The organism is Pseudomonas syringae group sp. 247E2 (assembly GCF_032587795.1).
GTDB classification, from domain to species: domain Bacteria; phylum Pseudomonadota; class Gammaproteobacteria; order Pseudomonadales; family Pseudomonadaceae; genus Aquipseudomonas; species Aquipseudomonas amygdali.
Window position 1 is genome coordinate 1,019,641 of record NZ_JAWHPK010000008.1, and the last position, 21,849, is coordinate 1,041,489.

Consider the following 21,849-nt stretch of genomic DNA (forward strand, 5'->3'; position numbering starts at 1 on the left):
TCCTGTGCGCCCGACGTTCGTGCTACCCGGCACTGGCGCGCGCCCTTATCGGCACTTCGGGCTCGGCCATTGCCAGCAGCGCTGTCACCTGGGCCAAAGGCAAGGGCCGTCCGAACAAGTAACCCTGAGCGAAATCGCACTCGTGGGAGGCTAACCAGTCTGCAAGTTCCTCGTGCTCCACTCCCTCGGCGGTGATTTTCATGCGCAGGCTTTTTCCCAGAGCGAGGATGGCTTTGACCATCTCATTTTGGTTGTCCAGTGAGGTGTCAAAGAAAGACCGGTCGATCTTGATTTTGTCGATGGCCAGTTTGGTCAGGTGGTAAAGACCCGAATAGCCCGTACCGAAATCGTCCAGCGCTACGCTCACACCCATAGCGCGCAAACGCTCCAGGTTCAGGCGTGCACTGTCGATATTGGCCACAAGGGCATTTTCCGTCACTTCCACTTCCAGCCGACTCAGTGGAAATTGACCTTCACTGGCCACGTGGGCCAACCAGTCGGGAAAATCGACACTTTCGATCATCAATGAAGTGACGTTTATGGACAGCGTAAAGTCGCTGGGCCAGTCACGCGCCTGATCGAAGGCCTGAAGCAGGAGACTTTCAGTGAGTTGCTTGATTAGCCCCAACTGTTCTGCCACGGGTATGAAGTCAAGCGGCATGATAGTTCCACGCTCGGGGTGCAGCCATCGCGCCAATAGTTCGAAGCCCGCGAGGCGTTGCTCCGGAAGATTGACAATAGGCTGATAGAACGGCTGGATTTGGCTGTGCTCAATAGCCTGCCTCAATTCCTGCGCGAACAGCTCCTGCTGGCGTTGTTCGCGCTCGAAACTGACTTCATAGAAGTTAAACGTGGCGCGGCCGCCGTTCTTGCCTCTGTACATGGCGCTGTCGGCATGCTGTAGCAGGATGTCGGCATCCGAACCGTCCAAAGGCGAAATTGCAATGCCCAGGGTCGCACTCAGCGCTAAACGCGGCAAATCCGCGCTGGACGCTGCGATTTTAGCCAACACACTTTCAGCCAGCGTTGCCAGTTCAACCTGAGTGAAGTCACCACTGACCGCCAGACCGAACTCGTCCCCGCCCAGTCGAGCCACTGAAGCCTGCCAGCCGGCAGTCGCCTCTCGCAGACTTTCCGCAACGGCGCAAATCGCCGCGTCTCCCACCGCATGGCCGTGGGAGTCGTTGATCAGCTTGAATTTATCCAGATCTATCAGGAAAACGGCGGTTTGCGAAGATGGCTGCTCCAGGCGCGTAACCAGCTGCTCGTGAAACACGCGCCGATTGAGCAGGCCAGACAAGGGATCGTGGCGGGCCAGAGAGTCGCTGAGCGCCTGCGACTTCAGCAAGTCGTTGTAGCTGTCTTGCAAGCGTTGCATCAGGCGCTTCAAAAGAATGAACGGTACGACCATCGACAGCAATGCAAACCCGGTCGACGTTAATACAAAACGCCAGCGCTCGGCATCTTCGAAGTCTTGATCATACGGTAAGTTCATGGCGTACATGGCGAAGGACTCAAGCTTGAATTCCCACGCGATGGCCACCAAAAAAATAGAAAACAGATAAAACCACAACAGGGTGTAAAGGTATTTACGAACCATGTGCGGACTGCGAATGAATGACATGAACGCTACGCTCAAATGACGACAGGTGTACGACTGCAGGCAGTTCAGCGGTCGCCAGACTTCACACTAGTCGGCATTCGCTACGCCCTATTGACCCTTGCCAGGATGATGACCGGGAACACTACCGGGCTCGGTAGTGTTCCGCCGTTTGCAACTAACTCGAGCGCTGATCGACAAACCGACTGACGGCTCGAACTACTGTGTTGGCGCCTTGCTGGATTTCCTGGATGACACGATCTGCATCGTTAGCCAGCACCAGCGCCTCGGAAGCCTGCTCGGTACTGCGCACAATCACGCCCACGGCATCTGAAGCAAGGCTCTGATTGGTCTTCACGACGTTTACGATTTCTTCTGCCGCTTTGGTCGTGCGGGAGGCCAACTGACGTACCTCATCGGCCACCACCGCGAACCCCCTGCCCTGTTCGCCCGCCCTCGCGGCTTCAATAGCTGCGTTCAGTGCGAGCAAATTGGTCTGCTCGGCGATTCCACTGATGGTTTTTATGATCGTTCCAATGACCTGACTTTGAGAGTCCAGTGCCTCGATGCCCCGCGTGGCCTCTTCCATCGAAATCGTCAGCTGGCCCAGCATCTGCAAGGTGTCCTTGATGACTTTTCGGCCTTGCTGGGCACTGCCGTCGGTATCGATAGATGTTTGATAGGCCATCTCCGACGCTTCAGCGACAGCTTTCTCACGTTCAACCTGTTCAGTAATGACCGTTGCAAACTTGGCGATCTTATAGAGCTTGCCATTGGCGTCGGTAATCGGGTTATAGGACGCTTCCAGCCATACATCACGACCGGACTTGTCGACGCGCCGGAAACGGTCAACGATAAATTCACCCTGGCGCAACCTTTCCCAAAACAACGTGTAGGCGTCCGAGGCGGACTCTTCAGGCAAACAAAAAATCTTGTGATGTTTTCCCTTGATCTGATGGAACTCGTAGCCCATTGCTTTCAGAAAGTTGTCATTGGCTGCGATGACTACTCCATCAAGGGTGAAGTCGATAACGGCGGTTGACCGTTGCAGTGCGTTCACGAGGGCTTCGTTCTCGCGAGAGGCTTCGATGGTGCGTGTCAAAACGCTTGAGTACAGCGTGATCTGCTCCACACCGCCGGTTTCGTTTTTAAAGGGGACGACCACAGTTCTCAGCCACACCCTGGCCCCTGTTTTGCTGACCAGGCGCAACGTGCCGCTGAAATGTTTGCCATCCCGAATAGCAGCCAGAGCACGCTTCTGGTGAACATCAGCGCTCAGCTCTGGCGGGCTCAACTCAGAGAGACTGCGCCCGGCAATCTCGGCTTGTGCATAGCTCAGTTCTGTCTCGAACAAGGCATTGACTGACTGCACTTTGCCCGCCCCGTCCAGAACGGCGGCAACTGTCTCCAGATTCAGAATTTGCCCTGCTTGTTCAAGCATGGCGAGGCGGCGCTCCAATGCCTTATTGGTTTTTTTCAACTGAGAGTTAAACATTGTGGCTATCCGGGACAGTTTGGGCTTGCCACCTTCATCGGTCGTAGAAGCGAAATCTTTAGCGCGCTCGTCAAGTAAACGCCGTTAGGGCGAATATAACTTATAAAGTTTAACTTAGGATCCAAGCTGCCGATTTACTCGTGCGTAGGAGTTTCACTGCATGGCGAGCAGTTATAAGATTGCGATGAAAAAAGCTATAAATGAGCTGCCAAACTGAACAATAGCTGAACAAAAGGCCTGCTGTGACGGCCTGCTATCATGCAGAGCGCTAACTGGGCCTCTTGATCAGCAACTTCGATTGGTCGGCACGTTAGAAAGCATTTTCACCTATGCGGACAAGTGAGGGCACGAGATCTTACAAGCTTACGATGTTACGTTTGATGATGCTGCAGTCTACAAGAAATCCGAGCTGGCGAGCCTTGAAAGCGATCGCTCAGTTTCAAGGCAAAATGGCATTTGGCCCCCAGCTTCACCTTTACGAGTGCGCTGGTTCGTGAAGGCCTGTCAGAACTGCTCAAGAAAGCTTGCCTGCTCGACCGAGTGTCCAGACGAGAGGCAGGGATTCCTGACTAATCCTTGTTTGACATTGGTGCGGGCGCCTAGATGCGATGCGGCGAAGGCGACTCGACCCGCTGAACTGGCGTTTCCTTGACCACCATGTTTTGAGTGAAACTCTTCATCGCCTTCGATGGGTCTATAATCTTTACATTGAGTTTACTGCGCGCTTGACCCGAAAGCAACGCTCAGGACCGACAAGCCTTCGACATGACCTGTCTGCTACGGTGGCAATCACTACGTTCTCTCCGCATATTTTATGAACCGAGAGCAGCACATCGATTTGATTGTTGTATACATCCACTCATAAACGGCTTGCTCCAGCCTCTCCATTTTGGCGTATTCCGCCTATCGTCCTTCTCAACTCATTTCCAATCCCTCGATTATTTGACTACTGCAGTCATTGCTTAGCGGTCTTGATGATAGCATTTAAACTTTGAATCATTTTTATTCTCAACGGTTACGTCGGGCCAGCGAAAAGGGTAATGTCGCCGTTGTTTATACGAGATACGACTGTATGTATATCGACTGGGTGTTATTTTCAGGCTTGCTGATGTCGGTGACTTATATGTATTTTTAAAAACGTCCTGCCAGGTGTTGTTAAGCGCTAGAAGTCGTTTAATTTTCTACGGACTTTGAGTATGAGGTTTGGGGCAGCAGAGTAAAAATCCACTTATGGCCTATCCGCTCCACTCAGCGCAGCGTCATAGTGGAAATACGAAGTTTTTTGAACTATTATTCCTCCACTCAAAGGCCACGCAAACGATCCAAATCGCTTCCGGCGCCACAGCGATATAAATTTTCAGATAGGTCTGACAGACATTGACCTTCAGTGGACTTATTCTCAATTGCGGATTTCATTCAAATGGCAATATCGGCATAATTAGCCTAAAAATAACCATCAGCGCATCACTGGCAAGTGCACGTTGGATACGCCCCCCTTTTCAAGTCCTCAAGGCCTTGATCGACAAGATCAGGTCGCTGCTCACAAGCAACGACTGGAAACAGCCGGAGGCCGCGCGGTTCGGCGAGCAGGCTCGGCTACGCATCGGCGATCTACTGCGGGGCAATTTGGAGCGCTTCTCGCTCGACATTCTCGTCAATATCGAAGCCGCGCTTGAAGTTCACTCACAATCACAGAACGGGAGCAGCAATGGAACTCACCGAAGAAGATGCCCAGCGACTGGTCGCTGAGTTCAGTGCAGAAGTGGCCGCACGGCCTATCAAGGGCACGTATGACCTTGCTACATTGGGCGCAGAAACCAAGCATGGCGGCAAGGTTGTCACGGCCACCATGGGGATAGAGATTAGTGGCCATCGTGTCGCCTGTGTGGGCGATGTGGTGCGCTATCCGGACGGTACCCAAAGCAAGATCGTCTCGGGTGCGGGGGCAGCGCTTGCTTACAAGGGCAAGTCGATGGCAATCGTGGGCAGCGCCACAGCGAACGGCGACACCATCACCAGCAGCTTGCAAAGCTCTGCACAAATTCGGAAGTACGCCGACGATGCTAGTATCCCTGGCCTGCTGCAACCGGGCTACCTGGCACCGTTTGAGGGCCTAGCATGAAGATTATCGGATGGATTCGTGAAGGCGACAAAGCTACTTGCGGCAGCGCGGTGGCTGAAGGCGATCGGACATGCATCAGCTATGGCCGTGCCTACGCTTTCCAAGGCGCTCGCATGGCCTGCCCTAAAAACTGCGTGATTGCCCAGGGGTTTATACGCTCCATGCTAACCAATGGCCGCGCCCAAGTGCTTCATGGAATGATGACAACTCAAGGCTGTCCGCTGCAGTCCACGCTCAACGATGTTGACGGCGTTGATAATGATAGAGGCGAGGAAATTCACCCAGCATTTGCGCCTGACGAGGATGGCGGATGGAAAGGTATTTACCCGCCAGCACAGGAGCACGATCAAGCCTATGATGAGTATTTTATTATTATTGACGGTAAGAGCGGCACGCCTGCGCGCAATCGTATTTATCGTATTACACTCGATACAGGCGAAACCATCGAAGGTCATACAGATAATGAAGGGCGAACTCAATACATAACTTCTGACAAACGCCGTCCATTAACAATTGAGGTTGCCCCAGCCTCAAAAATGCAGGCAGATTGATATGGCCGATGCTACAGTAATAGAGAGGCCGCGTCCACATAACGCAGCACCCGTTGCAACAGGAAAATCCACCACGTCACTTAAAGAGAACAAGCAAGGTAAAGTCATACCCGTAGAGGTTCCAAAACTTTCGGACGTGCCTGGCTACATGGACTCTCTTGGCTGGAGGGTTTCTGCTGCACTAATGCGTAAATGGTTTTCGTTCAGCGCCCGCGAAATGACACTCGATGAAAAGCTTGGTAGAACCCCGCCAAGCAAATATCCATCTGCCTTGGTGGATACAACAACAGTAAAACTTGATTGGGTTTTGAGCTTTGAAAGAGCAAAAGCTGTTTATCAATCAGCCCTATCGTCTAGCTTGTTTGGCACATATGGCTTTGACATTCCAGAAGCAAGGGTTCAGCTTGCAAGGCGGATAAAGCGAGCAGGATTATTTACAACCAGAGTCGAAGTTTTCGGAGATTTGTCAAACCCATCTATTTGGCAGCATGAGCACTGGCAATTTAGATTATTCAAGATTGACACAACTCAGATAGATCGTGGCAAAGTTTTTTTAAGCGGCCTTGATGATTTATTCGGTGCATTAGCTAGTTTCGGCTTGTATCTATCTGCAGCCGGCACTGTTACACCAGGTACGCAAATAGTCGATACAGGAAGCGCGTGCAAGCTTATTGTAAAAACGTATCAAATTGAAATCACTCACATTGCATTCTACGCGCGAGATACCTATGATTTTATTGGGGGTCAGTATCTCGGTCACTGGAATAAAGATGGTGTTGAAGTCGTTTTCAATTACATTCTTGAAGAAAAAATGGGTACGCTCAATCCAAGTGACTATCAACCTTCCGGCGACCCACCAGATATGAAGTTACCAGTCGGCAATTGGAGCTTTAATGAGTATCGAAAAAAACACAGCAAAGGCGGTGACATGCTCATTTTTTCTGATCTAAAAACGATACGGCTGAAGCGCCCGCTGCGCTATAACATAACATCTCAACAGGTAGCAAAACTTTCATGAATAAGAGACTTAGCGCCTCCCTAATACGCTGGGATTTGTTTTGTGGAATATTAATGTTTTCTGCGCTGGTAACAACAGCCATTGGCTCGGTTAATTTCGTAAAATTATCAGTTTCTGATGGCGCAACAAGCGGCTTAGGCGATGGACTTTTTTTCCTTTTATGGGTATTTGGCCTCGCAGGTATGATCATATGCTTCGTTGGAGATGCCAAGGGGAAAATAATAATGGCGACGATTGGTTTCGGTTGGTCTTCATTGTCATCAATATGGGGCTTCATAGTCCATAGATGTGGTGAGAACGACCTGTGTTTTTATGACACAAGCCAAAATGCTTGGCTGGCTGCGATATGCCTGGCCATCCTCGCCTCACTACTTTTCTACGATAAGAAAAAGGAAAAAATTTCCCCCGTTGGTAAATTCGTTATAAAGGCAGTTGCACGCTCAGTGGTCGTTGTGTGGGCATGTGTTCTATTGCTTGCTGTTGCAACGCTCAACAAGCCGCTCCCTCTACGAATTGACCGAACGGCCCATCCGACTACACAACAATTTGGTGACTAGGGAAAGGACGCAGACAATCCTTAGCGCGCGATTTTTTACGTTTCCCGGTCATTGAATTGCTTGGCACCCCTTGCCGAACTGGTGCCAAGGAGGAGTTGGCATCAGGGGTTCCGCGATACATAGGAATCGGGGCACACCCGATGGTCGCTCCGGCCCGGCTCTACACAGAACTACTCTGATCAATGCCAGTTTGTTTCTGACGCAGGAGCAGCGCTAAACATTCCGTCGCTACTTTAGGTGCCCAGCCACCAGAGCTGAAACGCCACTTGCGCCTGATAGGCCGCGACAATCGTGCCAGTCAGTTTAAATTCTCACAATTTCCTACAAACCTTCATTCAACCGCCTCAGAAACTCTGCCCTTCTTTTTCTGTCCGCACTCTCCTTGCCAAGCAACTCGGGTAACAGTTCGTTCGCCTGCTGCGCATTCAGAATGAACACTCCGTCGTCATCGCCAATGGCAATGTCTCCCGGATTAACAACAACCCCACCGATATTGATCGGCCCATTGAGTTCACCACGTTCCCCCAGACTTCGCGTGGTCACCGCACTGATACCTCGGCTGAATACCGGCAGACGATGTTCGCGTAAGGCGGCGACGTCGGTAACCGCACCTGATATGACTACGCCGGCCAGGCCTTTGATGAGCGCGGCCAGGGTGCGCAGCTCGCCCCAGCAGGCGCAATGATCGTCGCCGACGCATTCAATGACCAGCACGTCGCCAGGCAGGCTGTTAAGCAATGCATCGCGCAGGATGCTGCCGTCGGGCAGCTGTACTTTGACTGTAACCACGTTGCCGACCAGTCGCGCGCCGTCGAACAGCGGTCTGATCCCTGGCAGATAACCACTGTCAGTCAGGTGGCCGATGGTGGAGGCGGCAATGCCCCGGTATTGCTCTATCACGGCGTCACTGAGTTGTTGCTGACGGTGTGCAATGTGCTTGTTCATCGACATTTTTTTGGCCTCAATAACGGGCAGGTCGAGCAATACTCGACGGGGTTGCTGGCGTCGTAATAGAAGCAGCAGGTGCGCCGAAAACGGATGCTTTTGCCTTCGGCTTCGAGCAAAACCGGTGGGCGCCGGAAGTGTTTCAACGGGTTGTAGCTCAGGCCGAAAAGTGCCGGGTCGGCCTGATTCAGCAGCCAGTCGAAATCGGCTTCATAGCGCTGTCGAATCGCCGGGTCTTCAACTTTCTCCATGCGTTTGTCGTACAGCGAATAAACGCGTACGGCGGTGTTTTCCCAGAGGATGCGCCGGGAGATGCCAGTGATGCGGTTGAAGGTTTCCCACAGAGGCTGCAGCAGGTCGCGGAACAAGGTGCCGACAATTACCTCCCGCCACGCCTCGCGAGTGCCCGGCTCATAACCCACAGGTGTTACGTCGTCCAAGGGCATTGAAGAGGTCCACAGGCCCTCCTCGTGTGCGTATTCAATCACGCTATTGTCCAGCGACAGGATCAAGCCCTTGTCGTAGACCGACATGGCGTACAGGCAGGCACCGGTGCTCAGGAAGGAAAAGCGCTTGGCCAGCAGCGACGCGGTGATCGCCTGCGTCGGAGAGCCGATGACCGGCCCCAATGCTGCAAGCAATTGTTCGCACACCTCGTCGTCCAGCAATGCACGGGCTGGCAACGAGCGGGTATCGCGGTCAACTGCGTGTTTGAGGCGCAGCGCCCCGGACAGCAGCGCCCATTCAGGCTCGCTGAAAGCCTGTGCCAGGCTCATTGCGGCAGTTCCCGGCCAAAGGGAATGCACAGCGGCGTACCAAAGAACGGGTCGGCGATGATCCGGCAATTAAGGCCGAAGACCTGCTTGACCAGTGCTTCACTGAGGATGTCGGCCGGACGTCCTTGGGCAAAGGCGGTGCGCTCGTGGACGGCGACCATGTGATCGGCATAACGGCAAGCCAGGTTCAGATCATGCAGGACCATGACGATGGTCTTGCCTTCCTGGCGATTGAGGTCGCGTAACAAGTCCAGCACTTCGATCTGATGAGCCAGATCGAGAAAGGTCGTCGGCTCATCCAGCAGTACGATGTCGGTATCCTGGGCCAGCGTCATGGCGATCCACGCGCGTTGACGCTGGCCGCCTGACAGCGCATCAACGGGCCGCTCGGCCAGTTCCTGCATACCGGTCTGCGCCAGCGCCCGTTCGACCATGGCTTCATCCTGAACGGACCACTGCTGCATCCAGTTCTGATAGGGATAACGGCCCAGTGCCACCAGCTGACGTACGCTTATGCCTTCCGGGGCGCTTGGCATTTGCGGCAGAATCGCCAGTTCGCGCGCGACCGTAGCAGTGGATTTCTGGTGGATATCGGCACCGTTGAGCACCACAGTGCCCTGCTGCGGCTTGAGCAGACGCGCCAGGGATTTGAGCAAGGTGCTTTTGCCGCAACCGTTACTGCCGATCAGCACGCTTACCTGGCCTGCGGGTAACTGCAGATCAAGACTGTCGATGATCACCTGCCGTTGGTAACTCAGGGTCAGGTCGTGGGTTGCGATTGACGCCATCCGTAATTCCTTAATGCCGCTGGTTGATCAATAAATAGAGAAAAAACGGTGTGCCCAGCACCGCGACAAAAATTCCTGCAGGCAGGTCCAGTGGCAGGAACAGCGTGCGGCCAGCCAGATCGGCGAGCATTACCAGGTTGGCACCGATCAGCGCCGCCATCAGCGCCTGTCCGGTAAACCCCGGTGGCATCAGGCGTTTGGCAATGTGTGGTGCAATAAGGCCGACAAAGGCAATTGCCCCGCCCCACGCAACCGCCAGACCTGCAAGCGCAACACTCACCAGCAGCAGCCCGGCGCGCAGCCATTGCACACGCACACCGATGCCCTGAGCCAGATCATCATCGAGCTGTTGCATGCGCACCTGGCGGGCGAGCAGCACCAGCAGCGGTAAAGTCAGCGCCAGCCAGCCCGCCAGGGCGCGGGGCTCCGGCCAACTGGCACCATACACGCTCCCGGTCAGCCAGACATAAGCCGACAAGGTAGTGGTCAGCGGGCTGAACACCAGAACGAACGTCGTCACCGCTGCCAGCAGGGCTGACACCCCTACCCCGATCAACACCATGCGCAATGGTGAAGCGCCCTGATTCCACGCCAGCAGATAGATGACCAGTGCGGCAAGGCCTGCACCGCAAATCGCCGCCAAAGGTAGAAATTGTGCCCCTAATGCAGCCGAGAAAAATGACAGATACAACACTGCCGCCGCACTGGCACCGCTGGTGATACCCAACAGGTCCGGCGAAGCCAGCGGATTGCGGATGATGCTTTGCAGGATCAGCCCGGACACCGCCAGCGCCGCGCCGACGAGTGCTGCCAGCACCAGTCGGGGCATGCGCAGTTGTTCGACGATGAAAACCAGACTTGCATCCGCCTGACCGGTAAAAACATTCAAAAGGGTCGCGGGCGACAGGTTGATTTTGCCCACGGCCAGCGAGCCCAGAGCGATCAGCAATGTCAGCGTTGCGCCGATCAACAGACGTATCAATGCAGTCAGGTTGAACTGCCTGGAAAAACCGCGGTAGCGCAGGGTCGGATGCCTATCCATAACGTGCCCCCCGGCGAACCAGCGCAATAAAGAACGGCGCGCCGAACAGTGCGGTCATCACGCCCACCGGCACTTCTTGAGGCACGATCACCACCCGCGCCAGCGTATCGGCCAGCAGCAACAGCGTTGCGCCCAGCAACGCGCAGCCGGGCAGCAGCCAGCGATGATCGATGGACAGTGTCTTGCGCACCATGTGTGGCACCAGCAGCCCGATGAAACCAATGCTCCCGGCCAACGCTACAGCACTGCCCGCCAGGGCAATGATCACGATGCTCATCAGCAGGCGAATCAAGCCTGTACGCTGGCCCAATGCGGTTGCGATGGTTTCTCCGGTATTGAGCACGTTGACCTGCCCGGCCAGCACCAGTGACCCGGCCAGTGCCACAACCACGCATACCAGTAATGGCGCGGCGGTGGTCAGATCGCGTTCCGACAAGGAACCGGCCAGCCAGAACAATACGGTGTCCAGGCCGTCCTGATTGACCACCAGCAATGCTTGACTGAACGCGGTAAACAGCGCGGTGATCGCCGCACCGGCCAACACAATTCGCAATGGGTTGAGACTGCCCTGCCCGCGGTTGCCGATTATCCAGACAATAGTCCCTGCTACCGCCGCGCCAATGAACGCGCACCACAGCCACTGGCTCATGGACGAAAGCGCAAACAACGACGAACAGGCAATGATCGAAAACGTCGCCCCGGCATTGATGCCGAACAGACCGGGCGAGGCCAGCGGGTTGCGCGTCAGTGCCTGCATCAGCGCGCCAGCAACCGCCAGACTGGAACCCACGGCGACGGCCATCAGGGTTCGCGTCAGGCGCGTATCGAGCAGCACATGCTCGATAGCGCTAAGCGCATCGGGCTGCCACACACTTCGGACAATCGCAGAGGGCGATATCCAGGTGGCTCCGGTTGCCAGGCTCAAACCCATGCACGCTATCAACACCAACAGTCCCAGACCCAGTTTTACCGCAGCGGTCATGAGGGACTATCCGCCATGGCCACGCGAGCGATTTCTTCGAGCATGCGGTTGGCACCCAGAATGCCACCGGACAGGCTCCAGGCAACGGCATCCACGCGCCATACCTGACCATCCTGCGCTGCGCGCAACTGTTGCCAGAACGGGTGTCGGACCAGCTTGTCGTAGTTTTGCTGCGCGGCTTTGCTGTCCGCGCGCTGAAAAATGAAAAACAGGTCGGCATCGACCACAGGCAAACTCTCTTTGCTGCTGAGTTTAAGGGAAACGCCCGTTGCTTCGCGGGCAGTGGGCGTCCAGGCGAAGCCCAGTTCGGTCAGCACCGAACCTGCAAAGCTGGCGGGCAGATAGCTGCGGATATGATCTTCACGAATGTCGAGCACCGACACGGTGATCGGCCAGCGCCCGGCGAATTTTTCCTGCAACTGACTGCGTAACGCCGTCACACGCTGTTGCCATTGGTCAAGCAGGTCCATGGCTTGCTGTTGACGCAGCATGGCAGCGCCCATCATCGCCAGCGTGCGCTTGAACTCGAACACCTCTTCCAGCATCAGCACGGGGCTGATCTGCTCGAGCAACGGCGCGATGCGTTGATGGCGAAAGCGTGATGCGACGATAAGATCGGGCTTGAGCAGCACGATATCTTCAAGGCTAGGCTGGGTTTCCAGGCCCACATGCGGTACCGCCGCCAGCGCCGGGCGCAGGTAGCGGTACATCGGTTTTTCGCTCCAGGAATCCACCACGCCGCACGGCGTCACGCCCAGGGCCACGGCGCTGTCGGATGCCCCCTGAAACAAGGTGACGACTCTTGGTGGCGTTGCGCGCAATGGCTCTGCCCAGGCAATGCCGGGCAGCGCCAGTAACCCCAATGACAGGCGCAATACCGTGCGCCGCGAAGGATGCAAATGTTGGTCAGGTTGCACGGCGCAACCTGTGGAACGGGTTGACCACCTCGCCCTTGCCGAACGGCATGCTGCCCGGTCCGCCTGCGCGCTCGATCATGGGTGTAAGCAGGAGTTTTTGCGGCCAGTTGGGGGCTTCGAACAGTTGATGCCTGATCATGGCACGCGCCTCGTCGTCAAATTCGATGGTTGTAATGAGATTATCCAAAACATCGCGCAATACCGTCCACAGCGCTGTTACCGGTACCTCATACACCTGGGCCAGAGTATCCATGATTGCCCGCACGTTTACCTGAATGCCCAGTGTCTGCAGCCAGAACAACAGGTCTTCAGGACGGTCATGATAAAGCGTATTGGCATGGCCTTTCTTGATTCGATATTCCGGGTCGCGCATGCCGTTACGCTCAAGCCAGGGCACGAAAATACGCAACGAGTCGTGGTCGCGCAACAACAGCCCTTGTGCCTGACCGGCTTTCCAGACCATGACTGCGTTCTGGCCATGCACCTCGCCGAGCATGCCCAGGCGGAACATGCGCAGGTTGATGTCGAAGAAACTGTGGCTCAGCTCGCGGAACAGTGTCAGTACCGAAGCCTGATTGCGCGGCAGGTCGCGATAGTCCATCCACTCATCGAAGAAATGCCGATTGCTGCCTGGCAACGGTGTACCCAGCGCCGCCATCGGCAGCAGGCGGCATTCCGGATCGTCGAGCAAGGCTGCCGGATAGCCTCGCACCATGGCCGAAAGATGCCGGGGGCCTTCGTCGAACAGAGTGGCTTGGGGTGGCATGAACGCCCACCATTTGCGTTCGTCGCACAGGTGCAGCGAGCGACTCAGGGTTTCATCCTTGTCGACAACCTGGCGCAACAGTTTTTCACTAAGCCCGCCGTTGATCATTTTCACCGCTGGCAGGTAGCGGGACGCGCCGAGCGAATAGATCGCCATGGGCAATTTGAGGTAATCGGGGCTGTCGAGGCATGGTGTCATCGAACGTAGCGATGAGGTGGCGTATACCGCGGCCTCGTTGAAGGCCAGACGTTGACAATCGCCCCTGGTGAAGGCATCGCCCAGCTGGACCTGCAGAACATGCTCGAATTGCCAAGGATGAACCGGCAGCGCAACGTGACTGTCGGCAATGCCGCGCTGTTGCAGTTCCTGCTCAAGGACAGCTTGCAGATTCTCTGGCAGCAGGTGGCGAGCAGGGAAAGACTCGTTCAAATCCCCTACTCCGTCACCGCATTGCAGCAAGGTTTTGTCGACGGCGACCCAGTTCAGCGCCACCGGCCGGGCAAACTCGGCCTGATACTGTTGGTATTCCTGCTCGTTCAAGCCTTGCTTGGCTTTGGCCAGTGGATGATATGGGCGATCACGTAGCGAAGCCCACTGTTCCATCGTCCTGAAGAACGTAGCGCCGTCCTGTGCCATCAGGTTGTGCTCGTCGACTTTATGGTCCAGCGACAACGCGGTCTGCCAGACACTGATGCGCAACACCTCCAGAAACAGCGCTATGCCCTTTTCATTGTCCTGGCGCTCGCTGTCCTGAAGCAGGGTTGTTTTACCGGCGAATACCCATTTCATGAACTCTTCCGGGGACAACTGTGTCCAGCGCTCAGCCTGACGGCCCAGCACCGGCGTGCCGGGCACTTTCTCCCATTGTTGAGTAATGCCTGGGCGCAGCGCGACGCTGATGAAGCGCTGCTCCGAGTCATCGCAGCACCATTCCCAGATTTGCTGTGTGCTGCTCTGCCCTTCAAGTTTTGGGGCTTGCGGGTGGCGCGCTTGCCAGTGAGCGGTGTCCTGCAGGCTCACTGGCTCGCGGCCAAAGAAATCTTCAGCCAGCAGGCAATCGACCAGATCCTGCATGACCAGGTCAGCGGCGAGTGAAGTGAAGTTCATCGGATTATTTTCCTTCTGCTGAATGTTGGGCCAGACGCGCCTGAAGTGCGCGAAAGGCAATGCCACGCTCATCGCCGAGGACGAAGGCATTGACGCCGCGAGCCTGCCAGCGGGCAGCGTCGCCGTCTTTACGGGGAATGGTGCAATAGGCGACGCCTGCTGCCTTGGTGGCTTGCCAGGTGGCCAGCAACGCTTGTTGTACATCGGGTTGATCGATCTGCCAGGGCATCCCGAGTGACTGCGACAGGTCTGCGGCCCCTTCCAGAATCATGTCCAGCCCCGGCACACGGGCAATCTCGGCGGCGCGGCGCACGCCTTCGGCGCTTTCGATCATCGCTACCACCATGATCTGTTGATTGGCAGCTTCCACGTACTGCGCCAGGCTGTGCTTGCCGAACGAGCCGGGACGACCGGCGTTGAGGCTGCGGCGGCCCAGCGGGTGGTACTTGCAGGCGGCAATGGCATCCGCCAGTTGCTCGGGGCTCTCGATCATCGGCAAAACGATGCCCTGCGCACCGCCATCAAGCAGGCGCAGCAGGGTTTTCGGATTGAGATCGGCGACCCGCACCAATGGCGTGAGGGCGTAGCTCTCTGCAACACGGATCATGTTCTCCACGGTTTCCGGGTTGATCAGCACGTGTTCCATGTCGATGATCACGAAGTCGAAACCGGCCTCGGCGATCAACTCGATGGCGGCCGGGGCCGGGATCGAACTGATTAGCCCGTACACAGGCTGTCCGCTGCCAAGTCTGCTCTTGAGTGTATTGGTCCTCAGCATCATTGCGGCCTGTAAGTATGCAGCGGGTTAGGCACCGAGCGGAAGCGACGCTCACCGTCACCTAACAGGCGGCGCTTGGTCAGTTCTTCCACTTCATAGGACGGTGCGAAGACATCAAACAGCTCGAAGCGCTCGCGATGCTGCGGGTGCGCACGCTGGTAGTCGAGAATGACGTCGGCGGTCATCTGCCAGAACAGCGCCTCATCCAGCTGGTATTGCTGGCGCAGGAAGATCGCCATTTCGGCCAGGCAGATGAAGAAGAAACAGTCGCAGGAGAAGTCGCGTACCGCATTCACGTCATCGGTAATGATGAACGAGTTACGGTTGAGTTTCGCGTGGCTGTCGGGCAGCGGGACCAGCTCCGGACACAGTTCAGGGCGGCGCAGATGCGCGGGTGAGTAACGCACGCCGTCGTGGAAGTCCTTGAGGGCGATACGCTGCGGCCAGCCCTGCTTGACGATAAGCACGATATTTTGACCGTGAGACTCCATGCCGATGCCTTCGGCGTAGAGCATATGGATGATCGGAGGCACCGTGACCTGCAGCAATTGCCGGGTCCATTCCTTGAGGCCGTACTGGCGGATCCACGCGTCGATGAACGGTACCTGCTCACCATCGCCATAGCGGTTTTCCAAATGGCTCAGGCCATTGAACGGCACCGCCTGCTCATCGTCCTTGAGGTACTGATGCAGGCTTTCGCGCCAGATTGCACCCAGCGTGCCATAGGTCTGCGCCGAGCGCGCTTCCGGCAGGTGGCGATAGTCGTAACTGACACCGGCAACTTCGCCGAGAATCACAAAATCCAGCGCACGCGCAGTGCTGTCGGTGGCGATTAACTGGTGCAGCCAGTCGGTGATGATCGGACCATTAAGCACCGTATGCCGCGCCAGAATGCGCGTGCTGGAGGTGTTGGTCATGCTCATCGCCAGTTTTACGTAAGGTCGCTTGGGCTGGCTGGCATTGGCCAGTGTACGAATCGACTGCTGAGCCTTGTAGACGTCGGTCGAGGTGCCCAGGTAAATCAGCTCGCCGCTGGCCAGTTCCGGGTAGAAAGTCGACACCGTGACGTTGTCCCATTGCCACGGATGCACTGGCATCAGTTGATAGTCCTCAATGGATTTGCCCTGCGCGGCCAGGTCCCGGGACATTTCCTGCCAGCGCTGTGTGCCCAGCTCCTGGCGGATAAACGCCTGGAAATCCATGTTGCGCGCATGACCGACCGACGCGCTCGATTTCGCCACTGCCAGCCAGACCACCCCGAACAGCGTGGCAAATTCGGGCCCGTAGTGACGGTTGTCAGCCAACGAAAAACCGATCCGTGACTTGTAGCACGGGTGGTAGCTGTGGGCGTCCATGAAGTGCTGTTCCAAAGCGTCAACGTCCAGCTCATATGCGGGTTTTGCGGGCTGATAACCCTGACTGCGCGCTTGAAGGTCCTTGAGTTGGGTTTGCTCGATTTCCTGGATGAAGCGTGCCAGGTGCGGGCTGTCTTTGAACGGGCTGAGTAGCTCGCTCAACGCCAGATGCAAATCCGGCACGCTACGCTCCCCGGCGCTGTCCAAGCGTTCAAGGGTGGCGTGATCCAGGCGTATCAGCTCGAAGCTGGTACTCAGCAGGCCTTCGCAGTGGTACTCCACACCATCACTGACAGCGACAGTGAAACGATGCCGATGATCGTCCAGCGGCTCGCATCGATAAGGCAGTGCAGCCTCGTACAGCAAGGTTTGCAGCAATTGACCGATTACCCGGCGCTGTACTTGTTGGTAGCGCTCGGGGTTGATATCAGCCAGCCAGGCACCGGTGGCCGTTGAGGGTGAAACGGTGTTGCGTTTCAGCGGTAAAGGGGTCGCCATGTTCATACCTCGAACGAAAAATTATCGGGGTTCGACCGCGCCGGGCTGTGCCTCGGTGCGTTCGTCGTTAAGGGGGAAACGCCAGGCACACGGCAGTGCCAGCAGGATCAGCAGGCCGGTGGCAATGAAGACTTCATTGATGGCCGAAGGCGTGGCGGCCGGTCCCGCAGTGTTCAGGCGAAATTCCAGCCACAGCGAGGCGATGACAATTGCCAGCGACGCCACAAGACGGCGGGAAATGTTGTTCATCGCAGCGCCCTGCGTGACCATCGGCTCGGGCAAGGCATTGAGCCCAGCCGTCGTCACCGGCATGTAGGACAGCCCGAGGCCTGCGCCACGAATCATCATCAGCACGAACACCACGCCGATCGCCGTATCCGCCTTGAGCATGCCCAGCGCCAGGGTTGAAGCACCGGTCAGCAGCAGGCCGATGGCGACTACGGTGCGCGGACCATGCCGGTCCAGCGCCTTGCCACCCCACTGCCCGAACAGGCTGGCGAACGCGGCGGTACACAGCAGGGCCAGGCCGGTCCAGATCGGGTTGTAGCCCAGTACCGTCTGCACCAGCAGCGGCAACAGGACCAGGCATTCGAACATGCCGACCGACTGCACGACGGCAACGATCACGCTCAGACGGTAACCGCGCAGGTTGAACAGACGCAGATTCAGCAGCGGTGCCTTGCGACTCAACTCGACCCTGACGAAAGCAATCAGACAGGCCACTGCGACCAGCACCATGCCCTGATTGAACGGGTCGAGCAGCGCTTGGGCGTGATGCATGCGGCTGATGGCGATCATCAGCAAGCCGATGCCCGAGGCAACCAGCAAATAGCCGATCAGGTCGAACGGTTTGCGCTCGACAGGCTCGGAGTCTGGCAGCACGCCGACGCCCAACAGCAAGGCCAGCAGGCCGATGGGCACATTCATCAGGAACAGCGAGCGCCAGCTGAACCACTCCAGCATCAGGCTGCCGCACAGTGGCCCCAATGCCGGAGCGAGCATTACCGCTGCGCTCCAGAGCCCGGTCACCCTGCCCCGCTCATGCTTTTCATACACGGAGAAAATGATCGCCAGCGACAGTGGGATCATCAACCCGCTGGCGATGCCCTGCACCACTCGCGCAGTGATCACCAATGCGATGGAGTTGGCCAGCGCGCCCAGCAGGGAGCCACCGATGAAGAGCGCCACGCCCCACAGGTACAGGCGTTTGCGGCCAATGCGCTGACTGAGAAAGCTGGTCAGCGGCATGGTCATGCCCATGCTGGTCATGAACCCTGCAACGATCCAGGTGGCCAGCAACGGACCGACCTGAAACGCCTCCATGAAGGTTGGCAGCGCCGGGTTGAGCGAGCTATTGCTAAGGCTGACAGTCAGCGTACCGAGCAGCACATTGAACACCACCCAACGGCGTGGGACGTTCAGACTCATGTGCGAACCCGTTCGCCGTTGCGCACAAAGTGCTGTACCGGTCTTGGGTGGCATAGAAAATCGACATGGGAGATGTTGTAGCCGTAAGCCCCTGCCAGCGGCAACACCAGCAGATCGCCGATGTTCACGCCTTTGAGCGGCTGCCGGCGACTCAATACGTCCTTTGGCGTACACAACTGGCCGACCACGGTGTAGGCCTGCTCCTCAGATGCGCCCGTCGCTGGCGCACACGGCACATGGATAACCGGATGGTCATGGCCTTGCGCAACCGGCAGACGAAACTGGTGAGTGCCGCCGCGGCAGACCAGAAAATGCTCGCCGTGGCTGGTTTTGCTGTCCAGCACCTCGATGGCGTAATAGCCGCAATAGGCGCTGATGAAACGTCCTGGCTCAAAGCGCAGGATCGGCGCATCACGCTGCTCGCCCAGGCGTTTTTCCAGATAACGGCACAGGCGCTGCCAGTCGAACTGCTGACTGTTCAGATAATCGACGCCAATGCCGCCGCCAACGTTGAAATGGGTCAACTGCTCCGGGTAGCTGGCCAGTGCTTTCCATTCCTGCCAGCGCTGCAGGTAGAAATCCAGCAACTGCTCATGACGCTCAACCGACATCTGATGGGACATGGCGTGTACATGGAAACCCTTGAGCGTCAGGTGGCTGGCGCTGTCTACGCGCCTGATCGCCTCGGCCAGATCGGTTTCGTCAATGCCGAACGGTGTGGCGGTGCCAGCCATCGCCAGCTTGCTCGACTGCGCGGCTGGCAACTGAGGGTTGATGCGCAGAAACACCGGCTGCACGCGCCCGGTTTCCTCTGCCAGATGTTGCAGACGCGCAATTTCGTTGAGGCTTTCCAGATGGATGGCTTCAACCTTGTTCAGCAACGCCGAGCGCAAGTCGGAATCAAGCTTGCCAGGGCCGGAGAACACGTAAGGTTTGCGTGTCGGGCAGGCCATCACACGCTCGATCTCGCCCCCCGAAGAGATTTCAAAGCCACTGACCAGCGGCGCGAGGGTTTCCAGCATCAATGCTTCGCTGTTGGCTTTGATCGCGTAATACAGCTCTACGCCCGCAGGCAGCGCGGCCATGACGTCAGTGACATGCTGTTGCAACGCATCCAGATCGTAGACGAAAGCCGCCAGCGGGTCGGTTTCCAGTGCCTGAGCTTCTTTGATGGCGCCCAGTACGGTTTCCGGCAACTTATGCATAACGTGCCTCCTTGGCCCATGGTGAAGCGAGGCGCACATAGTTGGCCTCACGGTCGGCCTTGGCGGCGAGCCGGACCTTCAGGTTGGTCTTGCAGGCAATTGACTGGCCGGCGATCAGCGCGTCCAGTTCTGGCGCAGGCAGCACCAACTCGTCGCGGATGCGTTGCAACTGCCGCTCGACCCGTTGCCACATCAGCGGCGCGAGGTGCGGACGTTCCCAACTCAAGGCCAGCACGGCCTCGGACAGGTTGTTGATCAGCAGGCAATAGGTGATGCGGTTCCAGCCTTGTTCGCGGGTGTAGAGCAATGACTGTCGAATCCGCGGGTGCAGCCCGACCTGAATGGCCTTGATGCCCAGTTCATCGGTCAGTTTGACGCCTTCGAAGTCGCGTAACAGCAGCTGTTGAGGGCGTCCGTTATCGTGAATCAATACCGCGTTCTGCAAATGTGGCTCCATCACGATGCCGTGATTGAAGAACAGCGCCATGACCGGGCGCAGCAGCAAGGCCTGGTATTCATCGAACCAGTCCAGCAGGTGCGGGTCCTCAAGTTCACCGCCGTTGAAACGCTCAAGGAAATCGTGCACCAAAGGCCGCGAACGCAGATCACGCGCGAACAATGTACCCGCCATCACGCTGCAGTCCGCGCCGGATCGGCGACAGAAGTTTTCCCGCAGAATCGCGCCGGTCTGCTCGCGAAACCAGTGGCCGTCGGTCTCGCTGGAGCCTTTTGGAGCCCAGCTCATCGAACCCGGTTCAGCCACGGTGGACAGCCCGCCGAGGGTTTGCGGGCGGGTCTGCTGCAAGCGCTGAAACAATTCGTCGATGATCAGCGTGCTTTCCAGTTCGTACCAGGCGTTTTTCCTGACGCAGTTGGTAATGCGCACATTCAGTGAGCCCTTGATGAAGTAGTCATGCCCTTCGATGTACCAGGTGCGCATCGAAGCCGTCGGGCTGGCCAGCGGCCCGCTGGTGCCCAGATCGGTGATCTGCCCGAGTTCGATCAGGCGCTGCACTCGGCGGTCCTGCATAAATAATTGGGCTTGTACCGGATGCATGCAGATCAGCGCATGCCCGGGCCTGGCCCGCGATTGATCCGCGAACCCTGACATCACCTCGGCTTCGCTCAAGCCATTGGAGGTGATTCGCAACCCGTCCAGAGGCACTTCGAACAGATGCAGCGCGGTCTGCGCCTGAAATTCCGGAGCGTAGGTCTCCTGCGCCAGATGCGCAGGCCACAGACGCGCCTTGGGTGCCGGGTGATTGGGATGACCGAACCACAAGCCCTGTTCGCTGGCCAGATAACCGCTCAGCGGTGCCGGGTGCTGACCGGTCATGTTGTGGGCGACGATGGCGGCAGTCAGGTGCTGGCTTTGCAGGACCTGATCGAGCAGTTCGTCGTTGCTGGCCCGGGTCATGTGCTCGCAGGCGGCCAGCAATTGCCGAGCGAATTCGGCAAAAGCCAGGCAGCGCCAGGTACCCTGCCCCTGCCGCGCATAAACATCGGAAAGGTAGCGATGGCTGCCCAGATGGTCGCGGCGGTCCACCAGCACGAAAAACTGCTGCTCATTAGGCAGGCTGATGGTGAGTGGAATGCCCTTCCATTGCCCGCCATCCACGAAGCTGCCCGGCGCAATACCTTGCATGCCCTGGGGCCAAGTGTAATGAAGGCACTGTTCAGGCAGTGCGAACTCCTTGATCAGGCAATTAAGTAATGCACGAGTGGTTGCCAACTCGCTCACCATGTTTGATAAAACGGTGCGATCGGTATTAGTCATGTCTGCTCCACAGTCGCCTTGACGCTTACTGTTTAAGTGACGTCGCAACAAGTGTTGATTTATCGCTTGCGGCACAACGGCTTAACTGTCGGTGTGGCTTATTATCTGCAACAAGCCAATTGATAATCTGTGCACGACGTGC

At 57.0% G+C, this 21,849-nt stretch carries 19 protein-coding genes and 1 pseudogene; 5 read left to right on the top strand and 15 right to left on the bottom strand.

What is annotated here, in order from left to right; translation table 11 throughout:
- Positions 1-22: 22 nt before the first annotated feature.
- From RYC18_RS11680 to RYC18_RS26475, 3 genes and pseudogenes are all read right to left on the bottom strand, one after another.
- The gene (locus tag RYC18_RS11680; protein ID WP_044292722.1) at positions 23-1,624 is read right to left on the bottom strand and encodes a putative bifunctional diguanylate cyclase/phosphodiesterase; all 1,602 of its coding nucleotides are present in this window, start codon (positions 1,622-1,624) and stop codon (positions 23-25) included.
- Positions 1,625-1,778: 154 nt separating this feature from the next.
- Positions 1,779-2,288 (bottom strand): methyl-accepting chemotaxis protein, encoded by a 510-nt coding sequence (locus tag RYC18_RS26470; RefSeq protein WP_223216237.1) that lies wholly within the window; start codon positions 2,286-2,288, stop codon positions 1,779-1,781.
- A gap of 30 nt (positions 2,289-2,318) precedes the next feature.
- Positions 2,319-3,095: pseudogene (locus RYC18_RS26475) on the bottom strand (PAS domain-containing protein); the annotation flags it as partial.
- Positions 3,096-4,610: 1,515 nt separating this feature from the next.
- Here RYC18_RS26475 and RYC18_RS26480 point away from each other — a divergent pair.
- Genes RYC18_RS26480 through RYC18_RS11705 form a run of 5 tightly spaced genes read left to right on the top strand, consistent with a single transcriptional unit; the run spans position 4,611 to position 7,343 of the window.
- Positions 4,611-4,844 (top strand): XRE family transcriptional regulator, encoded by a 234-nt coding sequence (locus RYC18_RS26480; RefSeq protein ID WP_404940704.1) that lies wholly within the window; start codon positions 4,611-4,613, stop codon positions 4,842-4,844.
- Entirely contained in the window at positions 4,804-5,217 is a 414-nt protein-coding gene (locus RYC18_RS11690) for a PAAR domain-containing protein (RefSeq protein ID WP_081023466.1), read from the top strand. Before RYC18_RS26480 ends, RYC18_RS11690 begins: the two co-directional genes overlap by 41 nt.
- Positions 5,214-5,768, top strand: a complete 555-nt coding sequence (locus RYC18_RS11695; RefSeq protein ID WP_057404306.1) for a PAAR domain-containing protein — start codon at positions 5,214-5,216, stop codon at positions 5,766-5,768. Before RYC18_RS11690 ends, RYC18_RS11695 begins: the two co-directional genes overlap by 4 nt.
- 1 nt (position 5,769) lies before the next feature.
- Positions 5,770-6,786 (top strand): DUF6402 family protein, encoded by a 1,017-nt coding sequence (locus RYC18_RS11700; protein ID WP_057404305.1) that lies wholly within the window; start codon positions 5,770-5,772, stop codon positions 6,784-6,786.
- Complete coding sequence (locus tag RYC18_RS11705; protein WP_225231429.1) at positions 6,783-7,343, top strand: hypothetical protein; 561 nt, start codon at positions 6,783-6,785, stop codon at positions 7,341-7,343. The genes RYC18_RS11700 and RYC18_RS11705 overlap by 4 nt, the downstream gene beginning before the upstream one ends.
- Positions 7,344-7,664: 321 nt before the next feature.
- On the opposite strand, the gene RYC18_RS11710 is transcribed toward RYC18_RS11705, so the two are convergent.
- From RYC18_RS11710 to RYC18_RS11765, 12 genes are read right to left on the bottom strand one after another with little or no spacing between them, the layout of a single operon-like run.
- Positions 7,665-8,294 carry an RraA family protein gene (locus RYC18_RS11710; protein WP_057404303.1) on the bottom strand — a complete coding sequence of 210 codons (630 nt, stop codon included), beginning with the start codon at positions 8,292-8,294 and terminating at the stop codon, positions 7,665-7,667.
- Entirely contained in the window at positions 8,285-9,064 is a 780-nt protein-coding gene (locus tag RYC18_RS11715; protein ID WP_005777340.1) for an IucA/IucC family C-terminal-domain containing protein, read from the bottom strand. The genes RYC18_RS11710 and RYC18_RS11715 overlap by 10 nt, the downstream gene beginning before the upstream one ends.
- Complete coding sequence (locus RYC18_RS11720) at positions 9,061-9,852, bottom strand: ABC transporter ATP-binding protein (protein ID WP_005777341.1); 792 nt, start codon at positions 9,850-9,852, stop codon at positions 9,061-9,063. The genes RYC18_RS11715 and RYC18_RS11720 overlap by 4 nt, the downstream gene beginning before the upstream one ends.
- A 10-nt stretch (positions 9,853-9,862) precedes the next feature.
- Positions 9,863-10,894 carry a FecCD family ABC transporter permease gene (locus tag RYC18_RS11725; RefSeq protein WP_016980504.1) on the bottom strand — a complete coding sequence of 344 codons (1,032 nt, stop codon included), beginning with the start codon at positions 10,892-10,894 and terminating at the stop codon, positions 9,863-9,865.
- The gene (locus RYC18_RS11730) at positions 10,887-11,876 is read right to left on the bottom strand and encodes a FecCD family ABC transporter permease (RefSeq protein ID WP_057404302.1); all 990 of its coding nucleotides are present in this window, start codon (positions 11,874-11,876) and stop codon (positions 10,887-10,889) included. The genes RYC18_RS11725 and RYC18_RS11730 overlap by 8 nt, the downstream gene beginning before the upstream one ends.
- Positions 11,873-12,793, bottom strand: a complete 921-nt coding sequence (locus RYC18_RS11735) for an ABC transporter substrate-binding protein (RefSeq protein WP_057404301.1) — start codon at positions 12,791-12,793, stop codon at positions 11,873-11,875. The genes RYC18_RS11730 and RYC18_RS11735 overlap by 4 nt, the downstream gene beginning before the upstream one ends.
- Complete coding sequence (locus tag RYC18_RS11740) at positions 12,783-14,666, bottom strand: IucA/IucC family protein (protein ID WP_316886117.1); 1,884 nt, start codon at positions 14,664-14,666, stop codon at positions 12,783-12,785. Before RYC18_RS11740 ends, RYC18_RS11735 begins: the two co-directional genes overlap by 11 nt.
- Positions 14,667-14,670: 4 nt before the next feature.
- Positions 14,671-15,444, bottom strand: a complete 774-nt coding sequence (locus RYC18_RS11745; RefSeq protein ID WP_002553751.1) for an HpcH/HpaI aldolase family protein — start codon at positions 15,442-15,444, stop codon at positions 14,671-14,673.
- Complete coding sequence (locus RYC18_RS11750) at positions 15,444-17,297, bottom strand: IucA/IucC family protein (protein ID WP_316886119.1); 1,854 nt, start codon at positions 17,295-17,297, stop codon at positions 15,444-15,446. Before RYC18_RS11750 ends, RYC18_RS11745 begins: the two co-directional genes overlap by 1 nt.
- A 21-nt stretch (positions 17,298-17,318) precedes the next feature.
- Complete coding sequence (locus RYC18_RS11755; RefSeq protein ID WP_054098048.1) at positions 17,319-18,725, bottom strand: DHA2 family efflux MFS transporter permease subunit; 1,407 nt, start codon at positions 18,723-18,725, stop codon at positions 17,319-17,321.
- Entirely contained in the window at positions 18,722-19,930 is a 1,209-nt protein-coding gene (locus RYC18_RS11760; RefSeq protein WP_004662637.1) for a type III PLP-dependent enzyme, read from the bottom strand. Before RYC18_RS11760 ends, RYC18_RS11755 begins: the two co-directional genes overlap by 4 nt.
- On the bottom strand, positions 19,923-21,707 hold the full coding sequence (locus RYC18_RS11765; RefSeq protein WP_054078562.1) for an IucA/IucC family protein: 1,785 nt from the start codon (positions 21,705-21,707) through the stop codon (positions 19,923-19,925). Before RYC18_RS11765 ends, RYC18_RS11760 begins: the two co-directional genes overlap by 8 nt.
- Positions 21,708-21,849 lie beyond the last annotated feature (142 nt).

Coding starts and splice junctions, on each gene's coding strand:
- RYC18_RS11680 (WP_044292722.1), bottom strand. CDS start 1,624: ATGTCATTCATTCGCAGTCCGCACATGGTTCGTAAATACCTTTACACC.
- RYC18_RS26470 (WP_223216237.1), bottom strand. CDS start 2,288: ATGGCCTATCAAACATCTATCGATACCGACGGCAGTGCCCAGCAAGGC.
- RYC18_RS11690 (WP_081023466.1), top strand. CDS start 4,804: ATGGAACTCACCGAAGAAGATGCCCAGCGACTGGTCGCTGAGTTCAGT.
- RYC18_RS11695 (WP_057404306.1), top strand. CDS start 5,214: ATGAAGATTATCGGATGGATTCGTGAAGGCGACAAAGCTACTTGCGGC.
- RYC18_RS11700 (WP_057404305.1), top strand. CDS start 5,770: ATGGCCGATGCTACAGTAATAGAGAGGCCGCGTCCACATAACGCAGCA.
- RYC18_RS11705 (WP_225231429.1), top strand. CDS start 6,783: ATGAATAAGAGACTTAGCGCCTCCCTAATACGCTGGGATTTGTTTTGT.
- RYC18_RS11710 (WP_057404303.1), bottom strand. CDS start 8,294: ATGTCGATGAACAAGCACATTGCACACCGTCAGCAACAACTCAGTGAC.
- RYC18_RS11715 (WP_005777340.1), bottom strand. CDS start 9,064: ATGAGCCTGGCACAGGCTTTCAGCGAGCCTGAATGGGCGCTGCTGTCC.
- RYC18_RS11720 (WP_005777341.1), bottom strand. CDS start 9,852: ATGGCGTCAATCGCAACCCACGACCTGACCCTGAGTTACCAACGGCAG.
- RYC18_RS11725 (WP_016980504.1), bottom strand. CDS start 10,894: ATGGATAGGCATCCGACCCTGCGCTACCGCGGTTTTTCCAGGCAGTTC.
- RYC18_RS11730 (WP_057404302.1), bottom strand. CDS start 11,876: ATGACCGCTGCGGTAAAACTGGGTCTGGGACTGTTGGTGTTGATAGCG.
- RYC18_RS11740 (WP_316886117.1), bottom strand. CDS start 14,666: ATGAACTTCACTTCACTCGCCGCTGACCTGGTCATGCAGGATCTGGTC.
- RYC18_RS11745 (WP_002553751.1), bottom strand. CDS start 15,444: ATGCTGAGGACCAATACACTCAAGAGCAGACTTGGCAGCGGACAGCCT.
- RYC18_RS11750 (WP_316886119.1), bottom strand. CDS start 17,297: ATGGCGACCCCTTTACCGCTGAAACGCAACACCGTTTCACCCTCAACG.
- RYC18_RS11755 (WP_054098048.1), bottom strand. CDS start 18,725: ATGAGTCTGAACGTCCCACGCCGTTGGGTGGTGTTCAATGTGCTGCTC.
- RYC18_RS11760 (WP_004662637.1), bottom strand. CDS start 19,930: ATGCATAAGTTGCCGGAAACCGTACTGGGCGCCATCAAAGAAGCTCAG.
- RYC18_RS11765 (WP_054078562.1), bottom strand. CDS start 21,707: ATGACTAATACCGATCGCACCGTTTTATCAAACATGGTGAGCGAGTTG.